Below are 1,532 nucleotides of genomic sequence, written 5' to 3'. Positions count from 1 at the left end.
GGCGGTGCTGGGCGGCGGTCGGCTGAGCTTCTGCTGGTACGTCAGGATCACGCGACCAGAGTAGAACGGAGTGGGAACGCGTCAAGCCCGCCCGAAGGTCGATCAACCCCAAACGACGAAGAACCGGAAGTTCCCGCTCGACCGGATCAAGATCGACCGCTCCTTCGTCGAGGCGGTGGACGAGCCGGGCACGGCGGCCATCGTTGGGGCCATCGCCGGCCTGGGGGCCTCCCTCGGCGCCGCGGTCACGGCCGAGGGCGTCGAGACGGAGCGGCAGCTCGGGGCGCTGCGGCTGTCCGGCTGCGGCGAGGCGCAGGGCTACCTGTTCGGCAAGCCCGCGCCCGCGGCCGAGGCCGCCGCGTTCCTGCGCCGGGGGGCCGGAACGAGGGCCGCATGACCCGGGCAGCCCCTTCGGGCCGCGGCGGGCGGCACAGGGCAGGAAGCGGGCCGCCCTAGCCCGCGCCGCGGGCGATCCGGCGGACGCCGCGCCGCGACCTTGGCGGTAGGCGACACGGCCGCTTAAGATTCCCCGCGGTACGCTCGATTCGGCGAACGTCCGTCACGTTCGTCGCCGCCGTCGCAGGGCCGGATACCCGCGCGGCGCATCGCGGTTACCGAGACGGCGGAGCCGCGCCGGAGGCGGTCGGAGGCGCCCATGGAGGCTTGGTCGACCACGGCGTTCGACGAGACCTCGCAGGCGGACCTGTTCGCGGCCTCGCCGGTCGCGGGCGGCCGCCCGCCGGTGGTGCGGTGCTGGCTGGCCTTCGACCGGGGCGGCGACGACGTCGGCGTCGCGCTGACCCTGTCCGACCGCCGCCACCTCATAGCGGATGCGTCGACCGGGTACGCCATCGTCGGCGACGACGATTTGGTCCTGCTGCCGGATCGGTCGCGCGACGAGCTGATCTGCCTCGGGCCACCCTGGCTGCTGCCCGCGCTGCCCACCGGCTTCCGGGCCCGCGGCCTCGCCCACTGGTCCAAGCTTCTGCGGGACACGTCGCTGGCGACGTTCCGCCCGTCGCCGGAGGCCAACGCCTGCATCGCGTTCGATATCAGGCCCGGTCCGCCGCTCGGTTGGTCGGCGCTGCACGGCGACCTGCGCGACGGGACCGTGGGCCGCCACCCGGATCGACCGGCCCCCGACGGCGTGGCCTTCCGCGGCGCGCGGGACGCGCGGCTCGTCGACGGCCTGCTTCACTTCGAGCGCGGCCGGCAGCTTGCGGAGGCGGGGAACGGCTCCGAGGCGCGCCTGGAGCGGGCGAAACGGCATCTCCGGCGCGCCGCGCAGCATTTCGCCGCCGGGCGGCAGCTCGGATGGGGCGAGGTGGCCGAACGATACCTGTCCAGGTTGGAAAGCCAGCTCTTCCGCATGAGGCAGATGGATCTGCCCGCCCTGCTTCCGCCGCGGCAAGCCGATGCGCTGTGCCTGCCGCGCCTCGGCCTGGGCGTTCACCGCCTGATGGCCGTTCCGCTGCCGCCGTTGGCGCTGACGCGGGGGGCCGTTCCCGCGGCGGCGGGGCGGGGCGCGCGCG

Annotated in this window: 2 protein-coding genes; both read left to right on the top strand. The window is 74.9% G+C overall.

The genetic code is table 11. The annotated features are described in order from the left end of the window. Positions 1 to 70: 70 nt before the first annotated feature. A complete protein-coding gene (locus tag MFF42_RS25895; protein WP_009864761.1) occupies positions 71 to 397 on the top strand; it encodes an EAL domain-containing protein in 327 nt (108 codons plus the stop codon). A gap of 258 nt (positions 398 to 655) precedes the next feature. After that, a partial coding sequence (locus MFF42_RS25890; protein ID WP_238258828.1) for a hypothetical protein occupies positions 656 to 1,532 on the top strand: 877 nt, incomplete at its 3' end.

It is taken from the genome of Methylorubrum podarium (assembly GCF_022179745.1).
Lineage (GTDB): Bacteria > Pseudomonadota > Alphaproteobacteria > Rhizobiales > Beijerinckiaceae > Methylobacterium > Methylobacterium podarium.
Note: the sequence above shows the minus strand (reverse complement) of the source record. Positions and strands in the feature narration are given on the sequence as shown.